The organism is Microbacterium sp. NPDC012755 (genome assembly GCF_042901325.1).
GTDB lineage: Bacteria > Actinomycetota > Actinomycetes > Actinomycetales > Microbacteriaceae > Microbacterium > Microbacterium natoriense.
In genome coordinates, this window is sequence record NZ_JBIBCT010000001.1 from 2,941,083 (window position 1) to 2,964,168 (window position 23,086).

At 68.4% G+C, this 23,086-nt stretch carries 22 protein-coding genes; 12 read left to right on the forward strand and 10 right to left on the reverse strand.

Features of this window, described 5'->3' with window-relative positions; translation table 11 throughout:
- The 3 genes from ACFY5A_RS13705 to ACFY5A_RS13715 are packed head-to-tail and all read right to left on the reverse strand — an operon-like array spanning window position 1 to window position 2,483.
- Entirely contained in the window at window positions 1–1,080 is a 1,080-nt protein-coding gene (locus ACFY5A_RS13705) for a GNAT family N-acetyltransferase (protein WP_387234798.1), read from the reverse strand.
- Entirely contained in the window at window positions 1,077–2,162 is a 1,086-nt protein-coding gene (locus ACFY5A_RS13710) for a GNAT family N-acetyltransferase (RefSeq protein WP_387234802.1), read from the reverse strand. The genes ACFY5A_RS13705 and ACFY5A_RS13710 overlap by 4 nt, the downstream gene beginning before the upstream one ends.
- 39 nt (window positions 2,163–2,201) lie before the next feature.
- A complete protein-coding gene (locus ACFY5A_RS13715; protein WP_223586489.1) occupies window positions 2,202–2,483 on the reverse strand; it encodes a hypothetical protein in 282 nt (93 codons plus the stop codon).
- 537 nt (window positions 2,484–3,020) lie between these two features.
- On the opposite strand from ACFY5A_RS13715, the gene smc reads away from it, so the two are divergent.
- The 3 genes from smc to ACFY5A_RS13730 all read left to right on the forward strand — a co-directional run bounded on the left by smc (window position 3,021) and on the right by ACFY5A_RS13730 (window position 8,162).
- Window positions 3,021–6,566 (forward strand): chromosome segregation protein SMC, encoded by a 3,546-nt coding sequence (gene smc, locus ACFY5A_RS13720; RefSeq protein WP_387234805.1) that lies wholly within the window; start codon window positions 3,021–3,023, stop codon window positions 6,564–6,566.
- Window positions 6,567–6,744: 178 nt separating this feature from the next.
- Window positions 6,745–7,617: a signal recognition particle-docking protein FtsY gene (gene ftsY, locus ACFY5A_RS13725; RefSeq protein WP_105673341.1), complete on the forward strand. Its 873-nt coding sequence runs from the start codon at window positions 6,745–6,747 to the stop codon at window positions 7,615–7,617.
- A 44-nt stretch (window positions 7,618–7,661) separates the two neighbouring features.
- Window positions 7,662–8,162 (forward strand): DUF2004 domain-containing protein, encoded by a 501-nt coding sequence (locus tag ACFY5A_RS13730; RefSeq protein WP_105673342.1) that lies wholly within the window; start codon window positions 7,662–7,664, stop codon window positions 8,160–8,162.
- Between the two features lie 59 nt (window positions 8,163–8,221).
- Here the strand turns inward: ACFY5A_RS13730 and lipA are convergent, their stop codons facing one another.
- Together lipA and lipB are read right to left on the reverse strand one after the other, a co-directional pair.
- Window positions 8,222–9,211, reverse strand: a complete 990-nt coding sequence (lipA, locus tag ACFY5A_RS13735) for a lipoyl synthase (protein WP_223586486.1) — start codon at window positions 9,209–9,211, stop codon at window positions 8,222–8,224.
- Window positions 9,208–9,861, reverse strand: coding sequence for a lipoyl(octanoyl) transferase LipB (gene lipB, locus ACFY5A_RS13740; protein WP_341942254.1), 654 nt, complete (start codon window positions 9,859–9,861; stop codon window positions 9,208–9,210). Before lipB ends, lipA begins: the two co-directional genes overlap by 4 nt.
- A 97-nt stretch (window positions 9,862–9,958) precedes the next feature.
- Here lipB and ACFY5A_RS13745 point away from each other — a divergent pair, with 97 nt between their 5' ends.
- The 4 genes from ACFY5A_RS13745 to ffh all read left to right on the forward strand — a co-directional run bounded on the left by ACFY5A_RS13745 (window position 9,959) and on the right by ffh (window position 13,345).
- Window positions 9,959–10,540 (forward strand): TetR/AcrR family transcriptional regulator, encoded by a 582-nt coding sequence (locus ACFY5A_RS13745; protein WP_387234808.1) that lies wholly within the window; start codon window positions 9,959–9,961, stop codon window positions 10,538–10,540.
- Between the two features lie 64 nt (window positions 10,541–10,604).
- Window positions 10,605–11,279 (forward strand): hypothetical protein, encoded by a 675-nt coding sequence (locus ACFY5A_RS13750; RefSeq protein ID WP_387234811.1) that lies wholly within the window; start codon window positions 10,605–10,607, stop codon window positions 11,277–11,279.
- Window positions 11,276–11,776 (forward strand): RNA polymerase sigma factor, encoded by a 501-nt coding sequence (locus ACFY5A_RS13755; protein ID WP_387234814.1) that lies wholly within the window; start codon window positions 11,276–11,278, stop codon window positions 11,774–11,776. Before ACFY5A_RS13750 ends, ACFY5A_RS13755 begins: the two co-directional genes overlap by 4 nt.
- Before the next feature lie 12 nt (window positions 11,777–11,788).
- Window positions 11,789–13,345, forward strand: coding sequence for a signal recognition particle protein (gene ffh, locus ACFY5A_RS13760; RefSeq protein ID WP_341942250.1), 1,557 nt, complete (start codon window positions 11,789–11,791; stop codon window positions 13,343–13,345).
- Between the two features lie 5 nt (window positions 13,346–13,350).
- On the opposite strand, the gene ACFY5A_RS13765 is transcribed toward ffh, so the two are convergent.
- The gene (locus tag ACFY5A_RS13765; protein ID WP_387234817.1) at window positions 13,351–14,256 is read right to left on the reverse strand and encodes an EamA family transporter; all 906 of its coding nucleotides are present in this window, start codon (window positions 14,254–14,256) and stop codon (window positions 13,351–13,353) included.
- Window positions 14,257–14,334: 78 nt separating this feature from the next.
- Here ACFY5A_RS13765 and ACFY5A_RS13770 point away from each other — a divergent pair, with 78 nt between their 5' ends.
- Window positions 14,335–15,216, forward strand: a complete 882-nt coding sequence (locus ACFY5A_RS13770) for a LysR family transcriptional regulator (protein ID WP_341942248.1) — start codon at window positions 14,335–14,337, stop codon at window positions 15,214–15,216.
- Window positions 15,217–15,276: 60 nt separating this feature from the next.
- Here ACFY5A_RS13770 and glpK read toward each other — a convergent pair whose 3' ends face one another.
- The 3 genes from glpK to ACFY5A_RS13785 all read right to left on the reverse strand — a co-directional run bounded on the left by glpK (window position 15,277) and on the right by ACFY5A_RS13785 (window position 19,375).
- A complete protein-coding gene (glpK, locus tag ACFY5A_RS13775; protein ID WP_387234822.1) occupies window positions 15,277–16,791 on the reverse strand; it encodes a glycerol kinase GlpK in 1,515 nt (504 codons plus the stop codon).
- Between the two features lie 26 nt (window positions 16,792–16,817).
- On the reverse strand, window positions 16,818–17,570 hold the full coding sequence (locus ACFY5A_RS13780) for an MIP/aquaporin family protein (protein WP_341942246.1): 753 nt from the start codon (window positions 17,568–17,570) through the stop codon (window positions 16,818–16,820).
- A 95-nt stretch (window positions 17,571–17,665) separates the two neighbouring features.
- The gene (locus tag ACFY5A_RS13785; protein ID WP_387234825.1) at window positions 17,666–19,375 is read right to left on the reverse strand and encodes an FAD-dependent oxidoreductase; all 1,710 of its coding nucleotides are present in this window, start codon (window positions 19,373–19,375) and stop codon (window positions 17,666–17,668) included.
- A 102-nt stretch (window positions 19,376–19,477) separates the two neighbouring features.
- Between ACFY5A_RS13785 and ACFY5A_RS13790 the strand changes: the two genes are divergently transcribed.
- On the forward strand, window positions 19,478–20,449 hold the full coding sequence (locus ACFY5A_RS13790) for a sugar-binding transcriptional regulator (protein ID WP_387234828.1): 972 nt from the start codon (window positions 19,478–19,480) through the stop codon (window positions 20,447–20,449).
- Window positions 20,450–20,451: 2 nt separating this feature from the next.
- On the opposite strand, the gene ACFY5A_RS13795 is transcribed toward ACFY5A_RS13790, so the two are convergent.
- Window positions 20,452–21,600, reverse strand: coding sequence for a glutamate--cysteine ligase (locus tag ACFY5A_RS13795; RefSeq protein ID WP_387234831.1), 1,149 nt, complete (start codon window positions 21,598–21,600; stop codon window positions 20,452–20,454).
- A 209-nt stretch (window positions 21,601–21,809) separates the two neighbouring features.
- Here ACFY5A_RS13795 and rpsP point away from each other — a divergent pair, with 209 nt between their 5' ends.
- Genes rpsP through rimM form a run of 3 tightly spaced genes read left to right on the forward strand, consistent with a single transcriptional unit; the run spans window position 21,810 to window position 23,078 of the window.
- Complete coding sequence (gene rpsP / locus ACFY5A_RS13800) at window positions 21,810–22,247, forward strand: 30S ribosomal protein S16 (RefSeq protein ID WP_105673354.1); 438 nt, start codon at window positions 21,810–21,812, stop codon at window positions 22,245–22,247.
- A gap of 5 nt (window positions 22,248–22,252) precedes the next feature.
- Window positions 22,253–22,483 (forward strand): RNA-binding protein, encoded by a 231-nt coding sequence (locus tag ACFY5A_RS13805; RefSeq protein ID WP_105673355.1) that lies wholly within the window; start codon window positions 22,253–22,255, stop codon window positions 22,481–22,483.
- Window positions 22,467–23,078, forward strand: a complete 612-nt coding sequence (gene rimM / locus ACFY5A_RS13810; protein ID WP_341942243.1) for a ribosome maturation factor RimM — start codon at window positions 22,467–22,469, stop codon at window positions 23,076–23,078. Before ACFY5A_RS13805 ends, rimM begins: the two co-directional genes overlap by 17 nt.
- Window positions 23,079–23,086: the final 8 nt, after the last annotated feature.

Below are 23,086 nucleotides of genomic sequence, written 5' to 3' on the forward strand. Positions count from 1 at the left end.
TCAGATCCTCTTCTGCCACGCGCCGGCGTACGAGACCGGGACGAAACCGATGGCCTCGTTGATGTCGAGCATCGGCCGGTTCTCCTCGGCGTTGAAGGTGGAGACCACCGTCGCCGCGGGGACGAGGTCGCGCCACCGCAGAAGGTTGGCGCACTTCACGATCGTTCCGAGCCTGTGCCCGCGGTGCTCCTTCGCGACGAGGGTGCCGAACTGATGGGTGACCCCTGCGCGCTCCTTCGCGATGACCAGCTCGTTGTAGGCCACGAGCGCGCCGGTCGGCGCATGCTGCACCGCGGCGACGGAGACCAGTTGACCCCCGTCGAGCAGCCGCGACTCTCGGCGGATCACGCGCTCGGCGTCCCAGTGCTCGGCGACGAACTCCATGTCACCGCTCGGAGCATCCGTCGACAGCCGGGCGAGGATGGAGGCGTACCCCTCTCGCAGTTCGGCAGGGGTGGGCAGGTTCCAGGAGATGACGCGGTAGTCGGCCCCCGCGAAGGCCTCGGCGTCCGCCAGCGCCTGCCGGATGCCGGTGTCGTCGGCATGCAGATCGAGCTCGCTGTTGCGCTCCACCTGCTCGAGGCCGTACCCCGCGCCGGCGAAGAGATCGGCCAGGGGAGTGGCCGGGATGCGGCCCCACCCCGTGCCGGGCGTCAGCATGCGCTCCGCGTCGATCGGACGGTGCAGGGTCCACGGCTGCAGGATGCTGCGTCCGCGCGACCGGGACTCCTCCTCGGCGCCTGCGAGGAGCGCCTCCTCGACGCCGCGGCCCCAGTGCTCCTCCGCGACGAGCAGGTCGATCTCGGCCGTCTGCGCACCGTCCTCCTGCGCGAACGCGACGGAAACCATGCCGAGGATCTCTCCGTCGACACGAGCCACGAAACCCACCTCCTGGGTGTCCGTGTCGTCCAGCCATGAGGGCAGCAGCTCCTCGGCGGAGGGGGAGAGATCGGGCAGTCCGACGGCCTCATCGCAGATGCGGCGGTTCAGGGCGGCGAACGCGAGGAAGTCGCCGGCGTCGTCATCGCTCAGGGTTCGTGGCACCACGAGCGGAGAGATCGTGATGGTCGGGGTGGTCATGAGAGGTCCTTCCTCCAGGCGCCTTCGTAGGCGATCGGGGTGAAGCCGAGGGCTTCGTTGATGGAGAGCATCGGCCGGTTCTCCTCGGCGTTCCAGGTGATCACGCGGGGACTGTCGGGTCGGAGATCCCTCCAGTCGAGCAGCCCCGCCGTCTTGACGAGCATCCCGAGTCGATGCCCGCGGTGCGCAGAACGCACCAGGGTGTCGGCCTGGTGGGTCGTGAGACCCAGCTCCCCGCCGATCGACAGCTCGTTGAAGGCGCAGAGCTCACCCGTCTCCGCGTGCTGGGCGGCGGTGACGAGCACCGTCTCCCCGCGCTGGAGGTAGCGGTCGTCGTGACGAGCGACACGCTCGGAGTCCCACTCCTCTTCCGGCATGTCGAGGTCGGCGTCAGGGGCGTCCGTCGACATGGCCTGCTTCAGGCGGGCGTACCCGTCGACGAACTCGGCGGGAGTGGGCAGCTGCCAGCTCACGATGCGGTATCCCGGCGCGTGCGCAGCTGCCTCCGCGTGCAGAGTGCGGAGCCGGTCGGCGTCGCCACTCAGCTCGAAGGCGCTGACGCGTTCGACCTGCTCCAGCGCGAATCCGTGGCGGAGCAGGAAACGAGCGCCGTGGTCCTTCGGGATGCTTCCGAAGCCGGTGGGCGAGTCCAGCCGGGACTCGTCGGCGTCGGTGTGCTCGATCCAGACCAGCAACCGCGCGACTCCTGCGATCGCGGCCTGCTGCTCGATGAAGCGCAGCGCCGCAGTGCCGATGCCCCTGCTCCATACGGAGCGGAGCAGGTTGATCGTGAAGAAGGCCGCGCGGCCGCCGTCGTCCGCGATGATGTTCAGGACGGCGACGCCGACGGCCTCCTCGCCGATGCGGATCAGCCACTGCCGGCGCTCCAGGTCGGCGTCCGACCGGAGGAGCGCCAGCAGGGCAGCCGGCGCGAGGTGATCGTCGTCTCTGCCCGTGGTCTCGGTCAGCGAGGCGTTCCGCACTCGCGCGTACTCGATGAGGTCGGCCGCGTCCGCCGCATCCGCCCGTGCGGGGAGCACGAGCGGATGCAGCGTGGCGGTGTCGGTGAGCGGGATGCTCATGTGTGTTCTCCTGTCGGCGCAGCTTTCACTGCGCGTTGGTCAGCGCATCTGCCGTTGCAGCTCGTACATGAGCAGGGCGTGAGTCTCGGCGGCAGAACGTTCCCGCCGCTCGATGAAGAAGCCGTCGTCGGGAGCGAGCGCGAGTGCGCGCGGTGCCCGACGAGGCCGCTGCGCCCGTTGGAGCAGCCACAGACCGATCCTCAGGGACAGCCGATCGGCGAGCGCCAGGCGCCGCTGATCGCGGGGTGCGGGGATCTGCAGGACCAGCTGGTCCTCGGTATCCGGCGGGTGGGTGGTGCTGGCGTACAGCGTGGTATTCACGGTGATTCCTTCGATGAATGATGGTGATGGGGTGCGGAGACGCCACCGACGACGACCGGAGCCGTTCGGCGGGAGCGGTGGGTGCGGTGGAGGTCCGCCGACGGATGCCGCTGAGAAGAGCGGGAGCCGGAACGGCGGTGGCCGTGATCTGCGAGGAGATCAGAGGACGGGGCGCGGAGAGACCACGAAGAGAGAACCCACCTGCGGCGGGCGAAACTCAGAGTGCGGTTCTACGAGAGCGCGCTGCGACGGTCGCCGAAAGCGGTCACCGAGAACGCAGAACGCGGCGCGGCAAATACACGCGCGGCGAGGCCAGTGGCCTGTGCGTTGAGCTGAATCATCATCGGTAACCTCCTTTTCGTGTTGCGATCCGGTGGTTACCGTAGCGAACGTTCGGATCGGGAGTCAAGCACCGGGCGTGTCGCACGGCGTGTCGCGAGGCGATCGGGTTCGGTCGCGTTCCGCGCGGTATCCCCGCCGACGCCCGTGATTCCGGTAGCGTATGGGCGTGATTCTCCCTGACCGAGTGGCCTCCGCATGCATCTGAAGAGCCTGACGCTCAAGGGGTTCAAATCGTTCGCGCAGCCGACGAGCTTCGTCTTCGAACCCGGGGTCACCTGCATCGTGGGGCCGAACGGATCCGGCAAGTCGAACGTCGTGGACGCGCTCGCCTGGGTCATGGGCGAACAGGGGGCCAAGACGCTCCGCGGCGGCAAGATGGAGGACGTCATCTTCGCCGGGACTTCGACGCGAGGACCCCTGGGGCGCGCCGAGGTCCAGCTCACGATCGACAACGCCGACGGAGCCCTCCCGATCGACTACGCCGAGGTGACGATCAGTCGCACGCTGTTCCGCAACGGATCCAGCGAGTACGCGATCAACGGGGAGAACTGCCGGCTTCTCGATGTGCAGGAGCTGCTCAGCGACTCCGGTCTCGGCCGTGAGATGCACGTCATCGTCGGTCAGGGGCGCCTCGACACCGTTCTCCAGGCTTCGCCCGAAGACCGTCGTGGCTTCATCGAGGAGGCCGCCGGCATCCTGAAGCATCGACGGCGCAAGGAGAAGACCCTGCGCAAGCTCGACGCGATGGAGGCGAATCTCACGCGCCTCAGCGACCTGGCCGGCGAGATCCGCAGACAGCTCAAGCCTCTGGGACGCCAGGCCGAGATCGCCCGCGAGGCGCAGACGATCGCCGCCGTCGTGCGCGATGCGAAGGCCCGCATCTTCGCCGACGACGTCGTCGCGCTCCGCGCGGCTCTCGCGGATCACACGCGCACCGAGCACGAGCGCCACACCGAGCGCCTGGTGCTCTCCGACCAGGCGGAGGCGGTGCGCGCGGGGATCACCCGCCTCGAGCAGGATCAGAACTCCGTCGTGGTCGACAGGGCGCGCGGGATCGCCTTCGGCCTGGAGCAGGTGCAGGAGCGGATGCGCGGGCTCTACACGCTCGCGAATCAGCGCCTCGCGCTCCTCGGATCGGAGGAGGACGACGCCGCGGTGACCGCGGTGACCGTCACACAGGCGACCATCGACGAGGTGAAGGACGAGATCACCGAGATCTCCGCCGGTCTGGGCGACGCGCAGGATGCGGCCACGGTCGCGAGCAGAGAGGTCGTGCACGCTCGCGCAGAGCTGGACACCCTGGACGTCGACATCGCCGAGCAGAGCGCGCTCGTCTCCGAGTACGACATGCGTCTGACCGCGCTTCGAGGAGCCGCAGAGGCCGCCGCATCCACTCTCGCCGCCGTCCGCGGCGCTGTGCTCCGTCAGGAGAACGCGCTGGAGGCGGCCGAGGCGCGTCGCCGGGAAGCGGCGGAGGCTCTGGAGTCGATCGATGACGCCGAGGCGCCTGATGGCACGGCCGCCGAGCACGCCGCGGCATACGAAGCGGCGCAGAAGGCGGCGACGGCCGCCGAGGCCGAACGGGAGACCCTGCGTGAACGGCTGCACGCGGCCGAGCGCGAGGTGGATTCGCTGACGGCCAAGGCCGCGGCCCTCGGCAGCGCGCTGTCCCTGTCCGGCGGGGCCGCGGAGATCGTCAGGACAGGGGGCGCGGGCATCCGCGGACTCGTGGGCGACTCGGTGCAGGTCCGCTCGGGTTTCGAGGCGGCCGTCGCCGCCGTACTCGGTCCCCTCGTGGAGGGCGTGCTCGTGGACACGCCCGTCGATGCGTTCACGCTTGCGGCGGAGGCGGCCGAGCAGCGCAGGGGAGTCGTGGACTTCGTCGTCGCCGAGGCGCCGCGTCCGTCGGCGTCGTTGCCGTCGATGCCCGGGGTGACCCCCGCGATCGACACCGTCACCGCGCCAGAGGGAGTCCTCGGCATCCTCTCGCACGTCCTGATCGCCGACGACCTCGATGCCGCACGCGCGGCTCGGTCGGCCCTGGATGCGACGGGCGACACCACGACCACGATCGTCACGCTGGGTGGAGACGTCGTCACCGCCCAGACCCTGCGCACCGGTTCGGGCGGGGAGCGTTCGCGCATCGAACTCGCCGCCGAGCGCGACGCCGCCACGGAGCGGCTCGCCGAGGTGCAGGTGATCGTCGACTCGCTCCGCGAGGCCCGCGAGGATGCGAACGACCTCATGGAGACGACCCGCCGTCAGGCGAAGGACGCGCTGCGCGCGCTGCGGGAGCACGACGCCGCACTGGCGAGCCACGCGGAGCAGGTCAACCGGATCACGGTGCGACACGAGTCCGCGGTCGCGGAGTGCGAGCGGCTGAAGTCAGGACTCGACCAGGCGCAGGCCGCCGTCGCCGAGGCCGAGGCGAAGGCCGACGCCGCGAAAGCGGAGCTGGAGAAGGCCGTCGACGCACCTCGCCCGGTCCTCGACGCCTCTGCCAGAGACGGCCTTCTCGAGGCGCTCGAGCTCGCCCGTGAGGGGGAGGTGCGGGCACGCCTCGACATCGAGACCCTGCGGGAGCGCGTGCGAGCGGGCCAAGCCCGCGTCGCGTCTCTGGAACGGCAGCGGGAACAGGAGCGCGATGCCGCGGCCGAAGCTGCTCGTAGGGCGGTCGTGCGCCGCGCTCAGCGCGAGTCGGCATCCGGGGTCGCGCAGGAGCTTCCGCGCATCCTCGACTCCCTCGACCGCTCGGTGACGGAAGCCCGTGTCGCCCTGGCCGAGGCGGAGGCCGCTCGCTCCGCGCAGAACGAGGAGCTCACCGCGCTGCGCACTCAGGAGAACTCGCTCCGCGAGCGTCTCGCCGGCCTCACCGAGAGCGTCCACGGGCTCGAGCTGCAGATCCACGAGAAGAAGCTGCATCTGAACAGCCTGCTCGAGCGCGTCTCCTCAGAACTCGCACTCGACGAAGATATTCTCATTGCGGAATATGGACCTGATCAGCTCGTTCCGCGTGATCCTGGCGTCGAGCCACCCGAGGGCGACGGCGCAGACGACACCGCGATCCCCTTCGATCGCCGTATCCAGCAGCGTCGACTGGCGGATGCCGAGCGCAAGCTCGCGCAGCTCGGACGAGTCAATCCGCTCGCTCTGGAGGAGTTCGCCGCGCTGGAGCAGAGGCATGCGTTCCTCACCGAGCAGCTCGCCGATCTCACGCAGACCCGGCAGGATCTGCTGACGATCATCGCCGACCTCGACGAGCGCATGCAGACGATCTTCGCGAGCGCATTCGACGACACGAAGACGGCTTTCGGCGAGGTCTTCCCGCTGCTGTTCCCCGGTGGAACGGGGAGCATCTCGCTCACCGATCCCGACAACATGCTCACGACCGGGATCGAGGTCTCTGTGCGCCCCGTGGGGAAGAAGATCGAACGCCTGTCCCTGCTGTCCGGTGGGGAGCGCTCGCTCGCGGCGGTGGCGCTGCTGGTCGCGATCTTCAAGGCGCGGCCCAGCCCCTTCTACATCCTCGACGAGGTTGAGGCTGCGCTCGATGACGCCAACCTCGGCCGGCTTCTGACCGTGTTCGAGCAGCTGCGCGAGAGTTCCCAGCTCTTGGTGATCACCCATCAGAAGCGCACGATGGAGATCGCCGACGCCCTCTACGGCGTCTCGATGCGCCAGGACGGCGTCTCGGCCGTCGTCGGACAGCGCGTGGGCGACCGGGCGGCCGCAGTGAGCTGACACCGCCGTCGCCGGTCGGAGAACCCTGACCGTTCCGTGTCGACTCGGCGTGTCGAGGCGCGACACGTCGCCCGGCATCCGTCTCGTCCTGGATTTCCCGACGTCAGCGTGGCAGCGAGGCCTCGACCGGAGCGGATGCTCGCGGATCATTCCCGCATGCTACCCGTAGGCTGGAGGCATGGCGGAGAAGTCCTGGTCCCTCGGTCGCGCACTGCGCGGCATGTTCGTCAAGCCCACGATCGACGAGACGACGTGGGAGGACCTCGAGACGGCTCTGATCACGGCTGACTTCGGCCCCGACATCAGTGAGCGCGTCGTCGAAGAGCTGCGCGAGAAGGTGGAGCGCTACCGGACCACCGATCCCAAGGATCTCCAGCGGATGCTCCGCGAGACCCTCGAAGAGCACTTCGCGAAGTTCGACACCACCCTCAAGCTCACGGAACGCCCCGCGGTGGTGCTCGTCGTCGGCGTCAACGGCGTCGGCAAGACCACCACCATCGGCAAGTTCACGAAGTTCCTCCGCGGATATCAGCGCAGCGTCGTCGTGGGCGCAGCCGACACGTTCCGCGCGGCCGCGGTCGACCAGCTCGCGACCTGGGCGCAGCGCGGGGGAGCGGCGATCGTCCGCCCGCAGCAGGAGGGGCAGGATCCGGCATCCGTCGCCTTCCAGACGATCGAGTTCGCGCAGCGCGAAGGCATCGAGATCGCGATCATCGACACCGCGGGTCGACTGCACACCAAGGGCGGGCTGATGGACGAGCTGTCCAAGATCCGCCGCGTGATCGAGAAGCAGGCTCCCATCAGCGAGGTTCTCCTCGTTCTCGACGCGACCACCGGCCAGAACGGCGTGATGCAGGCCGAGGCCTTCCTCGAGCACGCCGGGGTCACCGGACTCGTGCTCACCAAGCTCGACGGCTCGGCCAAGGGCGGCTTCGTCCTCGCCGTTCAGGAGCGCACCGGCATCCCGGTCAAGCTTCTCGGACAGGGCGAGGGGATCGACGATCTCACCGGTTTCACCCCCCACGTGTTCGTGCAGTCCCTTGTCGGTTGAGAGCGGGACTACCGCCGCGAGCACGAGGCTGGTTTCATAGCGGTATGGCGATCGAACACGACTACTTCGGACTGCTCTCCTCCGGTCCCGACGGCTCGATCTTCTGGTCGGAGACGGTGGAGCTCGGTGACCAGAGCGTCACCGTGGATCTGACGGCGCCCGACCAGGACGACGTCTCCGCCGACGCGCTCGACATCGCCGCATCCCTCATCTCCGGACTGGAGAACGTCGACGCCACCGCACGGCGAGGGATGCTGTCGGAGGTGGACGATCGCACCAGCGAGGTGACCGAGTACATCCTGCAGCAGCAGGAGGCCTATGGAGAGGAACTCGAGGAGGTCCTCGTCGACGTGAGCGGCGATGCCGCGGTCGACATCATCCGCTCCCTGCGCCTCATGAGCATGACGATCCTCGCCGACGAGCACGGGGGCTCCGAGCCCTTCGCCGTCCTCGAGTACGCTCTCGACGCCGATTCCACCGATGACGTGCTGCTCGTGAACCTCGGTTCCGACGGCAGCGTGCAGTCGGTCATGAGCGCCGACTGAGGTTGAACACGCAGTCCCGCGCCGCCCCGCCGGAGCGAGGCGACGCGAGACGAGGCCGGTCAGACGGCCTGAGCGAATCCCAGGTCGGCGCTCTCTGCGATGTGGGCCAGGTGCGGAGGGATCTCGCGCCCCTTCGACACCATCGACTGCGCCCACAGCCGCCCGGCCCGGTAGGACGAGCGCACGAGGGGACCGGCGAGGACGCCGAGGAAGCCGATCCGCTCCGCTTCCTCCTTGAACGCGACGAACTCGTCTGGCTTGACCCAGCGGGCCACGGGGAGGTGGCGGGGTGAGGGCCGGAGGTACTGCGTGATCGTGATGATGTCGCACCCGGCGTCGTGCAGATCGTTCAGCGCCTGCACGACCTCCTCCGGCTCCTCGCCCATGCCGAGGATGAGGTTGGACTTCGTGATGAGACCGGCATCCCGAGCCTGCGTGATCACGTCGAGCGAGCGCTCATAGCGGAAAGCGGGGCGGATGCGCTTGAAGATGCGCGGGACGGTCTCGACATTGTGCGCGAAGACCTCGGGGCGGGCCTCGAAGACCTCGCCGAGCAGCGCAGGGTCGCCGTTGAAGTCCGTGGCGAGGAGCTCGACGCCGGTGTTCGGGTTCATCGCGTGGATCTGCCGAATGGTCTCGGCGTTGAGCCATGCCCCGCCGTCGGGCAGGTCGTCACGGGCGACGCAGGTGACGGTGGCGTAGCGGAGGTTCATCCGGACGATGCTCTCGGCGACGCGACGCGGTTCGTCGGTGTCGTAGTCGGCGGGCTTGCCCGTGTCGATCTGGCAGAAGTCGCAGCGGCGCGTGCACTGCGACCCCCCGATCAGGAACGTCGCCTCGCGGTCCTCCCAGCATTCGTAGATGTTGGGACACCCGGCCTCCTGGCACACCGTGTGCAGGTCCTCGCTCTTCACGAGCGAGTGCAGGGCGGTGTACTCCGGTCCCATCTTCGCCTTGGTCTTGATCCAGGCGGGCTTGCGCTCGATGGGGGTCTCGGCGTTGCGGATCTCCAGGCGGAGGAGTTTGCGGCCTTCCGGGGCGGCGGTCATGCGGGTGCTCCTGCGTACTCGGCGGATGCGTACTCGTCGGTGAAGGCGGCGATCACGCCGCCGAGGATGTCGGACGGCGAGATGTCGGCGCCGACGACCTCGCTGACGGTGGTGACACCGGCATCCGTGATCCCGCAGGGGATGATGCCGCGGAATCCGGAGAGGGTGTTGTCGCAGTTGACGGCGAAGCCGTGCATGGTCACGCCCTGCTGGACGCGGACGCCGATCGCCGCGACCTTGTCCTCGGAGAGGGGGCGGCGCACCCAGACGCCGCTGCGTCCATCGACCTGGTAGCCGTCGACGCCGAGCGGGCGGAGCACCTCGATCAGGATGCGCTCCAGTCGACGGACGTGCGCCACGACGTCCAGGGGCTCGGGGAGGCGAACGATCGGATAGCCGACCAGCTGCCCCGGCCCGTGCCAGGTGATCTTGCCGCCGCGATCGACGTCGACGACGGGCGTGCCGTCCTGCGGGCGCTCGTGCGCCTCGGTGCGCTTCCCCGCGGTGTACACGGCCTCGTGCTCGAGGAGGATCAGCGTGTCGGAGCGGACTCCCGCGACGACATCCGCATGGATGCGGCGCTGCAGATCCCAGCCGTCGGTGTAGGGGACGAAATCCGGGGCGAGACCCGCGGTGAGGACGTCGAGCATGCTCGTGCCACCTTCGCTCTATTAGTTGGATGCGGTCTAACAATACTCCGAGGTGGAGGCTTTCGCGCCTCCGCGCGCCGCGCGGTAGCGTGTGACCATGACCATCAGCCGAGCAGGACGCCCGAAGGCGTCGTCGAGGGAGACTCTCGCCGAAGCGGCCTGCGAGCTGTTCCTCGAGCGCGGCTACGAGTCCACGTCGATCGCGGACATCACCCAGCGCGCGGGCGTGAGCCGCTCCAGCTTCTTCAACTACTTCGCCTCGAAGAGCGACGTGATCTGGGCGGAGTTCGACGCACGGCTCGCGGAGGCGGCTGCGGCTCTCGGCGCGCTCTCGACCGGCGCCGAGGCGGCGCAGGTCCGCGGCGTGCTGCACGCGGTCGTGCAGGACTTCGCGCCCGACCCGCTCGCCCTCGCGCTCCGCAACCGTGCGGCCATGGGCCTCGACGAGGAACTGGTCCGCGAGACCGGCATGCGTCACGCGCGGCTGTCGTCCGCCATATCCGATGCGGCGCGAGCCGGCGGGGTCGGAGAGATCCGTTCCGACATCCTGGGGGCCGCCTTTGCGGCGGCGCTGATGTCGTCGCTGCGCGTCTGGGCGGAGCACGGTGCGGGGTCGCGGACCCCGGAGGCCGTCCTCGACGAGGCGCTGCACAGCCTCGACGACCTGCGCTGGAAGTAGTCCGCGGACATCCGGCGCGATGCCGGACACGTACGGAGTGAACCCATCCAGAAGGGACGCACTCATGGACACAGGACAGTTGGACGATCTGCTCGACTCCTCCGCACCCGTCGCCTGGTCACTCGACCCCCGCGACGTGCGGGCGATGATGGCGGAGGCCCGGGTGGTTGAGGGGCCGAAGCGACCCCGACGGCGCGTGAGGACGGCTCTGACAGCCGGTGCTGCGCTCGCCCTGATCGTCGGAGGCGGTGGAGTCGCCGTCGCCGCCGGTCTCGTCACGTGGCCCGGCTCGCTCGAACATCCGGACGGCTCCTACGGGTTCGCGCTTCCCAGCGGCAGAGCCTGTGAGGTCCGGTTGCTCGTCGAGGATCGCACGGCCTCGACGACCGATGCCGGTCAGGACGACGTGTCGACACGTGACGTGCAGGACTCCGTCGCGACCTGGCTGCGCGATGGCGCGCTGGAGCGTGAGCTCGACCTGGAAGCGGCGGACGACGAGGCCGCGCGAATCCTCGCGGAACAGGCGGACAGGTACGGGATGACCGTGCTGATCGGCGCGGATGGTTGGCTCGCCGACGCCGCGATCGCACCGGGGCGTCCCGATGCCGATGACGCTCGAGCGTTCGCGGTGAACCGTGCGGTGCACGAGGCGATGATCGATCATCTCGTCGGCGCCGGGTTCCCGGAGGACACGTGGATGTTCAGCGCGGATGGCGGAGTCAGATGCGAGGCCGAGTGAGTCCCGATTCCGTCCGTCTCACCACGGCGGTCGAGGCCAACGCATCCGACCTCCTCTCCTATGTCTCGCGTCGCGTCGGTCCGGACGACGCCCCCGACCTGCTCGGGGAGACCATGGTCGTCGCCTGGCGCCGAGTAGGCGAACTCCCCGTCGACGCGGAACGAGCGCGGATGTGGCTCTTCGGCATCGCACGAGGCACACTGCTCAACCACGCGCGCGGCCAGCGCCGACGCTGGGCTCTGGTCGATCGGATCCGCGGCGATGCGGCGGAGGGCAGGAGCGGCCCGGCGGCGGATGCAGGTGCGGAGGTGCGCGATGCGATCACACGTCTCGATCCGGATCGCGCCGAGATCGTGCGCCTCGTGCACTGGGACGGCTTCTCGCTCACGGAGGCGGCCGAGCTTCTCGGCATCCCTGCATCGACGGCCAGAGGACGCTATCAGCGTGCGAAGGAGGAACTCCGTGCCGCGCTGAGCATCGAGGTTCCGCTCGCGTAGAATCGAAGCACCATGGCTACGTTTGGCACGCTCTCCGATCGGCTCACCGAGACCTTCCGCAACCTGCGCACGAAGGGAAAGCTCACCGCCGCCGACGTCGACGGCACCGTGCGCGAGATCCGTCGCGCACTCCTCGACGCCGACGTCGCGCTGTCCGTCGTGAAGGAGTTCACCGCGAAGGTGCGCGAGCGCGCGCTCGGCGATGAGGTGAACAAGGCCCTCAACCCGGCCCAGCAGGTCGTGCAGATCGTCAACGAGGAGCTCATCCAGATCCTCGGCGGCGAACAGCGTCGCCTCCAGTTCGCGAAGACGGCGCCGACGGTCATCATGCTCGCCGGCCTTCAGGGCTCGGGAAAGACGACCTTCGCCGGAAAGCTCGCGAAGCAGCTCGAAGGAGAGGGGCACACCCCGCTCCTCGTCGCCGCTGACCTGCAGCGTCCGAACGCCGTGAATCAGCTCCAGGTCGTCGCGGAGCAGGCCGGCGCGACCGTCTACGCCCCCGAGCCGGGCAACGGCATCGGCGACCCGGTCAAGGTCTCGCGCGACGGCGTCGAGCACGCCCGTCGCCACCAGCACGACGTCGTCATCATCGACACCGCCGGACGTCTCGGCGTCGATGCGGAGCTCATGAAGCAGGCCGCCGACATCCGCAAGGCCGTCGACCCCGACGAGGTGCTCTTCGTCATCGACGCGATGATCGGTCAGGACGCCGTCAACACGGCCAAGGCCTTCCAGGACGGCGTCGACTTCACCGGCGTCGTGCTCTCCAAGCTCGACGGCGATGCTCGAGGCGGTGCGGCTCTGTCCGTCGCCTCCGTGACCGGACGCCCCATCATCTTCGCCTCGACGGGCGAGCGCCTCGAAGACCTCGAGCCTTTCCACCCCGATCGCATGGCGAGCCGCATCCTCGACCTCGGCGACATCCTCACCCTCATCGAGCAGGCCCAGCAGGCCTTCGATGAGGAAGAGGCCATGAAGATGGCCGAGAAGCTCGCGACCGAGCAGTTCACGCTCGAGGACTTCCTCGGCCAGCTTCAGCAGATGAAGAAGATGGGCTCGATGAAGAAGATGCTCGGCATGCTGCCGGGCATGGGCCAGATGAAGCAGCAGCTCGAGGACTTCGACGAGCGCGAGATCGACCGCACCGAGGCGATCATCCGCTCCATGACTCCGGTCGAGCGCCGCAACCCCAAGATCCTCAACGGCTCCCGACGACTGCGCATCGCGCGCGGTTCCGGCATGACGGTGACGGATGTGAATCAGCTCGTGCAGCGCTTCGACCAGGCCGCGAAGATGATGAAGACGGTCGCCCGTGGGGGGACGCCGAACATCCCGGGCATGGGACCCGTCCCCGGGATGGGACGCCCTGGAGCGTCGTCGAAGCGCGGCAAGAAGGGCAAGTCCTCCGGCGGTTCGAGGTCGGGCAACCCGGCCAAGCGCGCCGCGGAGAACGCCGGTCTCACCGCCCCGACCACTCCCACCGGGTCGGGCTTCGGCCTCGGCGGGGCGAAGGCGGCACCGAGCGAGGCCGACCTCGCCGAGATCCAGAAGCTCTTCGGCAAGGGCTGATCCCCTCAGCGTCGGACGAGCGCGCTCTCGGCTGCGCCGGGAACGGCCGGCACGGGCTTCGGTCGGGTGACGAGCTGGCCTGAGACGAGCGCGGCCAGCACGAGCGTCATTCCGATCGCCTGCAGGGGCGTGAAGCTCTCTCCGGCGACGGTCGCTCCGAGGATCGTCGCGACGACGGGCGAGAGCAGTGCGAGCAGCCCCGGGGCGATGACCGGGAGTCGCTGGATGCCGCGGAACCACAGCGTGTAGGCGAAGAGGCCGCCCACAGTGCCCAGCCACAGGTAGCCGAGCGCGGCCCCGCCGTCGATCTGCGGCGGCGCGCCCTCGATCAGGAACGTGAGCGGCAGCAGCAGAAGTCCTCCGGCGGTGAGCTGCCATCCTGCGTAGGCTATGGGGCCGACGCCCTCCGGACGCCCCCAGCGCTTCGTGAGGATCATTCCGACCGCGGTCGCCGTGACGCCGCCCAGGGCCGCCAGGATGCCGATGGCGTCCAGCTGAGCTGCGGGCCCGAGGACGACGAGTGCGACGCCGCCGGCGCCGACGGTCGCAGCCGCCGCGGTGAGCGGACGGATCCTCTCGTGCAGCACGAGAGAACCGAGTGCGAGGATGATCAGCGGCTGCACGCCGGCGACGGCCGCCGCCACTCCACCGGGAAGACGCTCGGCCGCGAGGAACAGCAGGGGGAAGAATGCCCCGATGTTCAGGACGCCGAGGGCGAGCGACTTGAGCCACCAGGAGCCGCGGGGGAGGGACCGTCCGATTGCGATGGCGACCAGTCCGGCAGGAAGCGAGCGGAGAAGACCGGCGAGCAGCGGATGCCCGGCGGGCAGCAGCTCGGTGGTGACGAGGTAGGTCGTGCCCCAGGCCATCGGAGCCAGAGCGGTGAGGAGCACCGTGGTCAGTCGATTCATGATTCCAGCGTGATGGCTGCAGAGGAATGAGTCCAACGCATAGTTGTCAACTCATGCATGAATAGAGATCATGAATGAATGGACCTTCAGCAACTGCGATATGCGGTCGAGATCGCGGACGCATCGAGCTTCACCCGCGCAGCCGAACGCTGCTTCGTCACGCAGTCCGCATTGAGTCATCGGATCGCCGCGCTGGAGAGCGAACTCGGTCAGCGGTTGTTCACCCGCACGAGTCGGAGCGTCCGGGTGACCGAGGCCGGTGAGGCCTTCGTGCGGAGGGCACGAGTCGCCCTCGCCGCCGCGGAGGGTGCGAGGGAGGATGCCGCGGCTGCCGTGGGACGGGTCATCGGGACTCTGCGCCTCGGTGTGATCCCGACCGTCGCCGCGGTGGACGTCCCCGCCCTCATCGCGCGGTTCCGCGCGGCGCATCCGTCCGTTCGCGTCGAGCTCACCGTGGGCAACAGCGACACCCTGATCTCATCCGTCCGACACGGCGATCTCGACGTCGCCCTCCTCGGGCTTCGAGAGGAGAGCATCCCGAGCGGTGTCGCCCTGCGCACGCTGTCCAGGGAGCGGCTCGTCGCCGCGATGCCGCCGCATCATCGACTCGCCCGCCGGAAGAGCATCCGACTCGCCGATCTCGCCGGCGAGGTGTTCGCCGACTTCCCCGCGGGCACGTCAGGGCGCGCGCAGAGCGATTCCGCATTCGCGGGCGCCGGTGTGGTCAGAGATGTGGCGTTCGAGGCCGACTCGGCAGAGCTGATCCTCGGCCTCGTATCGGCAGGGCTAGCGATGACCCTGCTCGCTCCGGGTGTCGTCGCCCGGTCGCAGGCCGCGGTCGAGTCGGTGCCGGTCGACGACGGTCCGATCCGGGTCGAGTACGCGGCGTGGGATGAGCAGGCGCCGAGGACAGTCGCCAGGGCCTTTCTCGTCGAGTTGGAGACCGCAGATCTCGGCTGACCGCAGCAGGGCGGGCCCGGAGAGGACTCCGGACCCGCCCTGTCGTTCAGCGAAGCGAGATCACTTCACGTCGTCGTCGACCCAGTCCATCGACTTGGTGACGGCCTTGCGCCACAGGCGCAGCTGGCGGTCGCGCTCAGCGACCTCCATGGACGGCTCCCAGCGCTTGTCCTCCTGCCAGTTCGCGGACAGGTCGTCGAGGCCGTTCCAGAATCCAACGGCCAGACCTGCGGCATAGGCGGCGCCGAGCGCGGTGGTCTCGGCCACGACCGGACGGACGACCGGGACGCCGAGCACATCCGCCTGGAACTGCATGAGCGCGTCGTTGGCGACCATGCCGCCGTCGACCTTCAGCTCAGTCAGGTCGACACCGGCGTCTGCGTTCACGGCATCCAGCACATCACGCGTCTGGAAGGCGACGGCCTCGAGCGCTGCGCGAGCGATGTGGTTCTTGTTCGCGTAGCGGGTGAGGCCGACGATCGCACCGCGGGCGTCAGGACGCCAGTAGGGCGCGAACAGACCGGAGAACGCGGGGACGATGTACACGCCGCCGTTGTCGTCGACCTGCTTCGCCAGCTCCTCCACCTCGGGGGCGGAGTCGATGATGCCGAGCTGGTCGCGCAGCCACTGGATCAGCGATCCCGTGACGGCGATCGAACCTTCGAGAGCGTAGTGGGTCGGTCCGTCGCCGAGCTTGTAGCCGACGGTGGTGAGCAGCCCGTTCTTCGAGTGGACGATCTCCTCGCCCGTGTTGAAGATGAGGAAGCAGCCCGTGCCGTAGGTGTTCTTGCTCTCGCCGGCGTTGAACGCGGCCTGTCCGAAGGTCGCGGCCTGCTGGTCGCCCAGGATGCCGGCGATCGGCGTCTCGCGAAGCAGCGAGGAGTCCTCTGCGGCGCCGTAGACCTCGGAAGAGGAGCGGATCTCGGGCATCATCGAGCGCGGCACGCCGAACGCCTCGAGGATGTCGTCGCGCCACTCCAGCGTCTCGAGGTCCATGAACATGGTGCGAGACGCGTTCGTGACGTCGGTGGCGTGCACGCCACCGTCGACGCCGCCGGTGAGGTTCCAGAGAACCCAGCAGTCGGTGGTGCCGAAGAGGAGGTCGCCCGCCTCGGCCTTCTCGCGAGCGCCCTCGACGTTCTCGAGGATCCACGCGATCTTCGTGCCGGAGAAGTAGGTCGCCAGGGGCAGGCCGACGACGGGCTTGAAGCGCTCGACGCCGCCCTCCGCCGCGAGACGGTCGACGATGGCCTGCGTGCGCGTGTCCTGCCAGACGATCGCGTTGTACACCGGCTGACCCGTGGTCTTGTCCCAGACGACCGCGGTCTCGCGCTGGTTGGTGATGCCGACTGCGGCGATGTCGTGGCGGGTCAGGTCGGCGCGGCTCAGGGCCAGGCCGATGACCTCCTGCACGTTGCGCCAGATCTCGGCCGCGTCGTGCTCGACCCAGCCGGCCTGCGGCAGGATCTGCTCGTGCTCCTTCTGGCCCGTCGCGATGATGCTGCCCTTCTTGTCGAAGATGATCGCGCGGCTGGAGGTGGTTCCCTGGTCGATGGCGATGATGTAGTCAGCCATGGTGTGTTCTCCTTTGAATTCAGGGGTCAGGCGAGGTGGAGCAGTGCCGGCGCCACGAGAGCGGCGATCACACCGCCGATGAGCGGACCGACGACCGGGACCCACGAGTAGGACCAGTCGCTGGAGCCCTTGCCCTTGATGGGCAGGATCGCGTGAGCGATACGCGGACCGAGGTCACGGGCGGGGTTGATGGCGTAGCCCGTGGGGCCACCGAGGGACGCGCCGATGCCGACGACGAGGAGGGCGACCGGCAGTGCCGTGAGCGGGCCGAGGCCTCCGGGGGTTCCGACCTCGATGTCGCCGTAGTCCGCGAACGCGAAGATGACGAACACGAGCACGAACGTGCCGATGATCTCCGTGACGAGGTTCCAGCCGTACGAGCGGATCGCGGGACCGGTCGAGAACACGCCGAGCTTGTTGGCGGCTTCGGGCTCCTCGTCGAAGTGCTGCTTGTAGCCGAGCCAGACGATGATGGCACCGATGATCGCGCCGAGCAGTTCTGCACCGGTGGCGGTGGCGAACATGGCGAAGTCGATCTTCTTGGCGACCAGGAGGCCGATGCCGACGGCGGGGTTCAGGATCGCGCCGGAGTATGCGGAGACGAGCACACCCGCGAACACCGCGAGGCCCCACCCCCAGTTGACCATGAGGAAGCCGCCGCCGTTGCCCTTGTTCTTGGCGAGCGCGACGTTCGCGACGACTCCACAACCCAGAATGATGAGCATCGCCGTGCCGACGAGCTCAGACAGGAAGTAGAGACCGAGATTCACATCAGTCATGTCTTCATTGACCTTTCTTGTGCGGCAGGACCCCTCAGTCCTGCCGCGTTATGAGGGATTTCACGTCGCAGAGGAGGGCGACGGTGGGAATCTCGTCAGCCGCGTGCGCGGGACGAGATGTTCAGGCCGTGTCGTTCGTTGAGGAGGAGTCGGGTCTGCTCGATTTCGGCATCGTGGCGGTCGCGATCCCAGTCCAGCAGGGGAGCGAGCGCGTCGCCGATCTCGTCGAGAACCTCTGCGCTCGCATGTCCGGTGAAGGCGATGCTCGTGCGCCGCAGGATCACATCCTGCAGTCGAGCGACGAGCTCGTTCTTCACCATCCACTCGAGCTCGCGCGTGGAGAGGTCGCCGCCGGCGAGGGGGGCGTCTTCTCCCTGCTCGATGTAGTCCCAGACCTGAGCCGCTCGCGTTCCGTAGCGGGCGAGGAGGTGATCGGCACGGGCGCCGGCGCCGGGGAGGTTCTCCTGGATCCAGATGCGGCGCGCCTTCTCGGTGCGGGGGAAGTCACGACCGCCGCCGATGGCGCGACCGGCGGTCGACACGGTGCGGGTGCGACCCACCAGGCCGAGCACCACATCGGAGAGCGACTCTCCCAGGGCGCGGAACGTGGTCCACTTGCCCCCGACGAGGCTGACCAGGGGAGTGGCGCCCTTCTCGTCCACCTCGATGCGGTAGTCGCGGGACACGAAACCGGGCGCGGTGTCCTCGTGGCGGGGCAGCGGACGGATGCCGGAGAAGTTGTAGACGATCTGGTCGCGGGAGACGTCGATCTGCGGGAACACGTGATGGATGAGGTCGAAGAAGTACGTGACCTCCTCGTCCGTGCACACCGGGACCTCGCGAGGGTCGGCGTCGATGTCGGTGGTGCCGACGAGCACGCGGCCCTTGAGCGGGTAGATGAGCACGATGCGGCCGTCGGAGTGCTCGAAGAAGATCTCGCGACCGCGGGTCGCCTCGAGCAGCTCCGGGTGGTCGAGCACGATGTGCGAGCCCTTGGTGCCGCCCATGAAGCGCGTGATGTCGCCGAGCGCATCGTTCGTGAGGTCGGTCCACGGGCCGGAGGTGTTCACCACCACGTCGGAGGCGATGCTGAACTCGGTGCCGCTCTCGCGGTCGCGCAGCAGGACCTTGTCGCCGTCACGGCCGATGGCCTCGACGTAGTTGAGCGCGATCGCTCCAGGGTGCGCAGCGCGGCCGTCCTGGAGGACGTCGAGGGCCAGACGCTCGGGGTCGTGCATCGAGGCGTCGTAGTAGGTCGCCGTGTACTTGATGTGCGGGTCGAGCGCGGGCAGCTCCGCGAGGGACTTCTTGCGACCGAGGAAGCGGTGGCGCGGCACCATGCCGCCGTCACGCGAGAACGTGTCGTAGATGGTGAGGCCGACCTTGATCAGGAACGCGCCGCGCTCCTGGGGCTTCCCGCTCTTGTGCGTCAGGAAGCGCAGGGGAGCGGACAGGATGCCGGAGAACGTGGAGTAGATCGGGATCGTCGTCTGCAGCGGCTTCACGTAGTGCGGCGCGATCTTCAGCAGGCCGTTGCGCTCCTCCACGGATTCACGAACGAGACGGAACTCGCCGTTCTCGAGGTAGCGGATCCCGCCGTGGATCATGTGGCTCGACGCCGACGATGCGCCGGACGCGAAGTCCCCGCGCTCGACCAGGACCACGTCGACGCCCTGGAGCGCCAGATCGCGGAACGTCGAGATGCCGTTGATGCCTCCGCCGATGACCAGGACGCTGGTGCGTCCGGCTTCGCGGACTGCTATGACCTCGGCGCGCTCCGCCGATGAGTGTGTCGACTCGATCATCCTCGACCTCTCTTCTCTGCTTGCCCCCAGCTTCGACCCGGTGGACCGGCGCGCGCAAGTCCGCTGCACATATGTGCAAGGATCGGGGTACGGGAGGTCGTGATGGCACAGGCAGACGCGCATTCACGCGATTCGAAGCTGATCGCCGCGCTCACCGCGGCGCAGCTCTACTACATGCAGGACAAGACGATGGAGGTCATCGCCCAGGAGCTGGGCACCTCCAGGTCGTCCGTGTCACGGCTGCTGAGCTTCGCGAGGGAGAGCGGACTGGTCGACATCCGCATCAACTCCCCGCTCGAACGCCTGGGCATGCTGGAGCAGCGCATCCGCGACCGCCATCACGTCGCGGCGCACGTGGTCCCGATGCCCGAGATCGTCAGCGAGGTGGAGCGGCTGGAGCGCGTGGCCCTCACCGCGGGGCGGCTGCTCTCGCAGTTCGTGGACTCGAACATGATCATCGGCGTCGCCTGGGGGTCGACCATCAGCGCGGTGAGTCGTGGACTGACGCAGAAGGAGACGCACAACACCACGTTCGTGCAGCTCAACGGCGCGGGCAACACCCAAACCAGCGGCGTCGAGTACTCGAGCGACATCCTGCAGAGGTTCGGGAGCGCATTCGGCGCGCAGGTCCAGCAGTTCCCCGTTCCCGCCTTCTTCGACGATCCGTCCACGCGGGAGGCGATGTGGAGGGAGATGAGCACCCGGCGCGTGCTCGATCTGCAGGCGAAGATGGACATCGCGGTCTTCAGCCTCGGCTCCCCGGCCGCGGAGGTGCCCAGCCGGGTCTACGTCGGCGGGTATCTGAGCCGGGACGACTACCGGAGTCTTCGGGAGGATCACGCGATCGGCGACGTCGCGACGGTCTTCTTCCGTGCGGACGGGTCATGGCGCGACATCCGGGTCAACGCGAGGGCCACGGGCCCCGGACTCGATCGGCTCCGTCGCGTTCCCCGACGGGTCTGCGTCGTCTCAGGCATCCCGAAGCTGGTCAGCCTGAGATCGGCGATCGCGGCCGACCTCGTCACCGATGTCGTCCTCGACGAGGGGCTCGCCCGCCAGCTCGTCGAGGACTGAGGTCAGTCGTGGGTCGACGTCTCCGGCCCTGAGCGGAACTCGCGGATCAGGTGCTGCACGACCGCCGACAGATCGCCACCCGCGGCATTCGCGACCGCCAGCTGCCGCGCGTGGCTGGCGCCGTCGGCCAGGATCGTGCCGATGCTCGCGTACTCCTTCGCGCACCCCAGATCGTGCGCCACCGGTGCGAGCTGCTCGAGCGTCTCGGCGAGGTGGTCCCTGACGGGACGCTGGATGCCGTCGGCGTCGACGATCACGCGCGCATCGAGCCCGTACCGAGCCGCTCGCCACTTGTTCTCACGGTGATACCAGGCGGGGAGCTCGGGCAGAGTGCGTCCTTCGTCGAGCTCGCGCGAGAAGTGCTCGACGAGGACTTGAACCAGAGACGCCACGGCGGCGAGCTCGGGAAGGGTCGACATTCCGTCGCATGCGCGCACTTCGATGGTGCCCCAGCGCGGCGCGGGCCTGATGTCCCAGCGCACTTCGGAGGCGTCGGCCATCACGCCGGTGCGGATCATGTCGTCGAGGTACCCCTCGAACTGCGACCAGTCGTGCAGAGGCCAGGGGAGACCCGCGGTGGGGAGCTGCTGGAAGACGAGAGCGCGGTTGGAGGCGTACCCCGTGCTCTCGCCCGCCCAGAACGGGCTGGACGCGGCCAGAGCCTGGAGATGCGGGAGGAAGCCGGCGAGAGCGTTGATGATGGGGAAGACCTTGCGGTGATCTTCGACGCCCACGTGCACATGGATGCCCCAGATCATCATGTTGCGGCCCCACCACTGGGTGCGCTCGATGAGCTTGTGATAGCGGGTCTTGTCGGTGACCTGCTGCTCGTACCACTGCGCGAACGGATGGCTCCCCGCCGAGAGCAGTTCGATGCCCGCCGGGTCCGTCGCCGCGCGGACCGCGGCGATCGCCTTCGCGATGTCGTCCACCGCGTGCGCGACCGACGTGCCGACGCCGCTGGTCACCTCGATCGTGTTGGTGAGCAGCTCGCCGGTGACGGTGTGGCGCTCATCGGCGCTCTCCGCTTCCAGCGCGGCGAGCAGCTCGGGGGCGCGGCCGACGAGGTCGCCGCTCACCGGATCGGCGAGCATGATCTCCCATTCCAGGCCGACGGTGGACCTGGCGGATGGAGCGAATTCGAGCTTCACGAGCACAGTCTCGCACGCAGCTCTCGCGACACGGCAACCCCCATGTCGCCACGTTTCGCGCCAGGAGCCCGCATCTGGCAGAATAGAGGTTTGGACGACGTGCTCGACCCTCTATCCAGCACTCATCCACCCTTTCAGAGCTTCCGCCGGGTGTGCACCCCACTCTCCAGGCGATCGGTTCGTTTCCTTCCACACAATTCAGGAGAATCGTGGCTGTCAAGATTCGTCTCAAGCGCCTGGGCAAGATCCGTGCGCCCTACTACCGCATTGTCGTCGCCGACTCGCGCACCAAGCGCGACGGTCGTGTGATCGAGGAGATCGGCAAGTACCACCCCACCGAGGAGCCCTCGTTCATCGAGGTCGACTCCGAGCGTGCCCAGTACTGGCTCTCCGTCGGCGCTCAGCCGACCGAGCAGGTCACCGCCCTCCTCAAGATCACGGGCGACTGGGGCAAGTTCAAGGGCGACAAGGACGCGAAGTCCACCCTTCGGGTCGCCGAGCCCAAGGCCGCGTTCGAGATCGACGCGTCCAAGAAGTCCGTCGTGAAGCCGAAGGCGGAGAAGAAGGAGGCTCCCGCTGCGGAGGCTCCCGCCGCCGTCGAGGCCGACGCGGAGGCCGCTGAGGCCCCCGCCGCCGACGCAGAGTAATCGTCGTGCTCGCCGCCGCGCTCGAACACATCGTCAAGGGGATCGTCGATCACCCCGAAGATGTGCACATCACCGCATCCACCTCGCCGCGAGGCGATCTGCTCGAGGTGCGTGTGCATCCCGACGACCGTGGACGCGTGATCGGGCGCGGCGGCCGCACCGCGAAGGCACTTCGCACCCTCATCTCCGCTCTGGCGGACGGGCGTCGTGTCCGTGTCGATGTCGCGGACGACTGACGTGGTGCAGAAGGACCGCAATCAGGGCAAGAACCAGCTTCGCGTCGGCCGCCTCGTCAAGGCCCACGGCCTGAAGGGCGCGCTCAAGCTGGAGCTGTACACCGACAATCCCGAGCGTCGATTCGTCACGGGAGCCGAGTTCACGTTGCAGGTGCCAGAGGCATCTCCGTGGCACGGCAAGACCGTCACCGTCCGCGAGTACCGCGTGATGAACGGCAACCCCGTCGTGTTCCTCGACGATGTCGAGGACCGGTCCGCCGCCGAAGGACTCGTCCGTGCGATCCTCTGGATCGACCAGGACACGTCCGAGGTCGAGGAGAACGCCTGGTTCGACCAGCAGCTCGTGGGCCTCGATGTCGTCCGCGATGACGTCGTCGTCGGAAAGGTCGCTCGCATCGAGCACTTCCCCGCGCAGGACCTGCTGATCGTCAAGGCCGGCGACCAGGAGATCATGGTGCCGTTCGTCGAGGCCATCGTGCCGACCGTCGATGTGGCGGCGGGCAAGGTCATCGTGACCCCTCCTGCAGGCCTCTTCGAGGAGCTGCCGGATGCCGCAGGTTCGGAAGAGGACGCCGCCGCAGACGCGGCCGAGTGATCGCGGCC

What these genes read in the sequence shown, in the direction of transcription:
- ACFY5A_RS13710 (WP_387234802.1), bottom strand. Translation starts at nt 2,162, where the DNA reads ATGAGCATCCCGCTCACCGACACCGCCACGCTGCATCCGCTCGTGCTC.
- ACFY5A_RS13780 (WP_341942246.1), bottom strand. Translation starts at nt 17,570, where the DNA reads ATGACTGATGTGAATCTCGGTCTCTACTTCCTGTCTGAGCTCGTCGGC.
- lipB (WP_341942254.1), bottom strand. Translation starts at nt 9,861, where the DNA reads ATGCTCGACGTCCTCACCGCGGGTCTCGCCCCGGATTTCGTCCCCTAC.
- ACFY5A_RS13770 (WP_341942248.1), top strand. Translation starts at nt 14,335, where the DNA reads ATGGACCTTCAGCAACTGCGATATGCGGTCGAGATCGCGGACGCATCG.
- glpK (WP_387234822.1), bottom strand. Translation starts at nt 16,791, where the DNA reads ATGGCTGACTACATCATCGCCATCGACCAGGGAACCACCTCCAGCCGC.
- ACFY5A_RS13785 (WP_387234825.1), bottom strand. Translation starts at nt 19,375, where the DNA reads ATGATCGAGTCGACACACTCATCGGCGGAGCGCGCCGAGGTCATAGCA.
- lipA (WP_223586486.1), bottom strand. Translation starts at nt 9,211, where the DNA reads ATGACCGCCGCCCCGGAAGGCCGCAAACTCCTCCGCCTGGAGATCCGC.
- rimM (WP_341942243.1), top strand. Translation starts at nt 22,467, where the DNA reads ATGTCGCGGACGACTGACGTGGTGCAGAAGGACCGCAATCAGGGCAAG.
- ACFY5A_RS13705 (WP_387234798.1), bottom strand. Translation starts at nt 1,080, where the DNA reads ATGACCACCCCGACCATCACGATCTCTCCGCTCGTGGTGCCACGAACC.
- ACFY5A_RS13790 (WP_387234828.1), top strand. Translation starts at nt 19,478, where the DNA reads ATGGCACAGGCAGACGCGCATTCACGCGATTCGAAGCTGATCGCCGCG.
- ACFY5A_RS13745 (WP_387234808.1), top strand. Translation starts at nt 9,959, where the DNA reads ATGACCATCAGCCGAGCAGGACGCCCGAAGGCGTCGTCGAGGGAGACT.
- ACFY5A_RS13750 (WP_387234811.1), top strand. Translation starts at nt 10,605, where the DNA reads ATGGACACAGGACAGTTGGACGATCTGCTCGACTCCTCCGCACCCGTC.
- ACFY5A_RS13730 (WP_105673342.1), top strand. Translation starts at nt 7,662, where the DNA reads ATGGCGATCGAACACGACTACTTCGGACTGCTCTCCTCCGGTCCCGAC.
- ftsY (WP_105673341.1), top strand. Translation starts at nt 6,745, where the DNA reads ATGGCGGAGAAGTCCTGGTCCCTCGGTCGCGCACTGCGCGGCATGTTC.
- ACFY5A_RS13765 (WP_387234817.1), bottom strand. Translation starts at nt 14,256, where the DNA reads ATGAATCGACTGACCACGGTGCTCCTCACCGCTCTGGCTCCGATGGCC.
- ffh (WP_341942250.1), top strand. Translation starts at nt 11,789, where the DNA reads ATGGCTACGTTTGGCACGCTCTCCGATCGGCTCACCGAGACCTTCCGC.
- smc (WP_387234805.1), top strand. Translation starts at nt 3,021, where the DNA reads ATGCATCTGAAGAGCCTGACGCTCAAGGGGTTCAAATCGTTCGCGCAG.